This is a genomic window from Actinomycetota bacterium (assembly GCA_035765775.1).
Lineage (GTDB): Bacteria > Actinomycetota > CADDZG01 > JAHWKV01 > JAOPZY01 > DASTWV01.
Genome location: DASTWV010000007.1, coordinates 1 through 3,843 on the forward strand (window position 1 = coordinate 1; position 3,843 = coordinate 3,843).

Consider the following 3,843-nt stretch of genomic DNA (forward strand, 5'->3'; position numbering starts at 1 on the left):
GACCACGATCTCCAGCTTCACCATCCAGTCCTCGTCGGCCGACTCCCACAGCGGGGCGCAGATCTCCACCCCGGGCTACGCCACCACCGGCTGGTACCCGGCGGGCCCCCGCTCCACGGTGTACGCCGCCCTGGTGGCCGACGGCGTCGATCCCGACCCCTTCTTCTCCACCAACATGCAGAGCGCCGGGGGCAACTTCTCCGTTCCCTGGTGGTACCGGGCGGACTTCACGCTGCCCACGCCGGTGGCCGCCACCACGATGGTGGACTTCAGCGGGGTCATCTCGAGCGCCGATGTGTGGGTCAACGGCACCCAGGTGGCCACGAACGCCCAGGTGGCCGGCGCCTACACCGACCATGAGCTGAACCTGACCTCGCTGGTGCACCCGGGCACGAACACCATCGCCTTCCTGGTGCAGCCCAACAATCCGGACAACGACCTCACCCTGGGCTGGATCGACTGGAACCCGCAACCCCCGGACAACAACATGGGCATCTTCCGGGACGTGGTGGTCCGCCAGAGCGGTGGGGTGGACCTCCGGTTGCCCGACGTCCAGACCACGGTGGCCCCCTCCCTGGCGAGCGCCCAGCTCACCGTGTCGGTCCAGGCCCGCAACGACACCGCTTCCCCGGTGAACGCCACCGTCGCCGGGACGATCGGGCCGATCTCGTTCTCACAAACCGTGGCCCTGGCGGCGAACAGCAGCCAGGTGGTCAGCTTCACCCCGGCCGGCTACCCGCAGCTCACCGTCTCCAACCCGAGCCTGTGGTGGCCCGCCGGCATGGGCGGGCAGCCCCTGTACACGCTCGGGATGACCGCCAGCATCTCCTCGGTGATCACCGACAGCGTGGCCCAGAGCTTCGGCGTGCGCGACCTGCAGGCGCCGGTCGAGTCCGACGGGTTCCGGCACTTCATCATCAACGGGCGGCCGGTCCTCATCCGGGGCGCGGGCTGGTCGCCCGACATCCTGCTCCGGAGCAACGAGGCGGCCCTCACCGCCAAGATGCAATACGTCGTCGACCTGGGGCTCAACGCCATCCGGCTGGAGGGACACCTCGACACGCCGGACTTCTACGACCTCGCCGACCGCCTCGGCATCCTGCTCCTGCCCGGCTGGGAGTGCTGCGACAAGTGGCAGAACTCGGGGTCCTACAGCAGCGCCGACACCGCCATCGCCTCGGCCTCGATGACCAGCGAGGCGCAGGACCTGCGCAACCACCCGAGCGTGGTCGCCTTCTTTATCGGGAGCGACACCCCCCCGTCGCAGAGCATGGCCAACACCTACGTGAGCGACCTGACCGCGGCCAACTGGCCGGACGCGGTCATCTCCTCGGTGAACGACTTCTCGCCCACCGACGGCCTGGGCCCCACCGGGGTGAAGGAGCCCGGCCCGTATGACTGGGTGCCGCCGGTGTACTGGTACAACAAGGCCACCAATGGCCACGATGGCAGCGGGGGTGCCTTCGGCTTCGACACCGAGATGAGCGCCGGCGCCGACATCCCCCCGATGTACACGCTCAACAAGATGATGACCCCGGCGCAGCAGCAGACCCTGCTCAACCCGGGCGCCACGCAGTACCACGCCGGGGCAGCCGGCACCGACTTCGACAACCTGCAGAACTTCGACAACGCCCTCTTCGCCCGCTACGGCACCCCCGCCACGGTGGCGCAGTACGACGCCGAGGCGCAGCTGGCCAACTACGAGGCCACCCGGGCGCAGTACGAGGCCTACGACCGCAACTTCACCGACGCCTCGATGCCCTCCACCGGCCTCATCTACTGGCAGCTGACCAGCGCCTGGACGTCGCTGCACTGGCAGCTGTTCGACGCCTACCTCGACCAGGGCGGGGCGTACTACGGGGTGAAGAAGGCCAACGAGGCGCTCCACGTGCAGTACTCCTACGACGACCGGTCGGTGGCCGTGATCGACCAGGGACCCTCCGCCGCGAGCGGGCTCACGGTCCACGCCGACGTCTACAACCTGGACGGGACCCTGATGAACTCCCAGACCGCCAGCAGCGTCAGCGTCCCGGGCGGGGGCGGCAACGCCCGGCCGCTCACCATCCCGGCGTCCATCCCCGGGCTGTCGACCACCTACCTCGTCCGGCTCACCCTGACCGACGCCTCCGGCACGCAGATCGACCGCAACGTGTACTGGCTGTCCACCGCGCAGGACGTGCTGAACTACGCCGGCTCCACCTACGCCATCACGCCCACCACCGCCTTCGCCAACCTCACCGGGCTGGAGTCGATGGGCCAGACCTCGGTGTCGGCCACCGCCGCCACCACCGCCGGCCCGAACGGGTGGTCGACCACCACGGTCGTGGTCACCAACAACTCCAGCCAGAAGGTGCCGGCGTTCTTCCTGACCCTGCAGATGATGGCCAACGGGAACCCGGTCCTGCCCGAGCAGTGGAGCGACAACGAGCTCAGCCTGTGGCCCGGCGAGTCCGAGACCGTGACCGCCTCGTACCAGACCTCGCTGCTCCAGGGCACCACCCCGAGCGTCAGCCTCTCGGGCTGGAACACCGGCACGCAGACCATCCCGGCGGCCGGCGGGGGCAGCACCGGCACCGCCCCGGCGTTCAGCGCCGACACCCCGCCGGCGACGGCCACGGTCGGCTCGGCGTACTCCTACACGTTCACCGCCAGCGGCAGCCCGGCCCCCACCTTCTCGGTGGCCAGCGGGGCCCTGCCCGCCGGGCTGGCGCTCAGCGCCGCCGGGGTCCTGTCCGGGACACCGACGGTGACCGGCACCGCCACCTTCACGGTGTCGGCCGCCAACAGCGCCGGGAGCACCACCACGCCCAGCATCTCGATCACGGTCGGCAGCGGCGCCACCGCGCCCGCCTTCCTCGCCGACACACCGCCGGCCAGCGCCATGGTCGGCGCCCCCTACTCCTACACCTTCACCGCCAGCGGGACGCCGGCCCCCACCTTCTCGGTGGCGGGCGGGAGCCTACCCGCCGGGCTGGCGCTCAGCGCCGCCGGGGTACTGTCAGGGACGCCGACGGCGACCGGCACGGCCACCTTCACCGTCCGGGCTGCCAACAGCGCGGGCAGCGCGACCACCCCGCAGCTGTCCATCTCGGTCGCGCCGGCGCCGGTCGGCCCGGTGTTCACCGCCGCCACCCCGCCCGCCACCGCCACCGTGGGGACGCCCTACTCCTACACCTTCGCGGCCAGCGGCAGCCCGGCCCCCACCTTCGGCGTCGGCAGCGGCACCCTCCCGGGCGGCCTGGGGCTGAGCGCCGCCGGGGTACTGTCCGGGACCCCCACCACGGCTGGGGCCTTCAGCTTCAGCGTCGCCGCCTCCAACTCGGGCGGCACGGCCTCGGCGGGGCCGTTCACCGTCACGGTCTCCCCAGCCACCAGCGCCCCGGTGTTCACCGCCGATACCCCGCCGCCGTCCGCCATGGTCGGCACGGCGTACTCCTACACCTTCACCGCCAGCGGCAGCCCGGCCCCCACCTTTGCCGTGCACTCCGGGGCGGTGCCGCCCGGGCTCGGGCTGAGCGCCGGGGGTGTGCTGTCCGGGAGCCCCACCACGGCGGGCGTCTTCGCCTTCAGCGTCTCGGCCTCCAACACCGCGGGCTCGGTGACCTCGCCGGCGGTGACCGTCACCGTGTCCGCCGCCCCCGCCTTCCCCGTCGCCGCCGGGTCGGTCTTCGCCCAGGACACCTTCGCCCGGGGTGCCGTGACCGGGGGATGGGGCACGGCCACCGACGGGCACGCCTGGGCGCTGCAGAGCGGGGCGGCCTCGGTGCTGTCGGTGGCGGGCAACCAGGGCCTGGTCAAGGGCTCGGGGTCGATGGCCACCGCCCGCCTGACGCTGGGCACCGG

The 3,843-nt window shown here is 71.8% G+C and carries 1 protein-coding gene; it reads left to right on the forward strand.

The annotated features are described in order from the left end of the window. The coding region (locus VFW71_01090) for a putative Ig domain-containing protein (protein ID HEU5001361.1) at positions 1 to 3,843 on the forward strand (3,843 nt) is incomplete at both ends.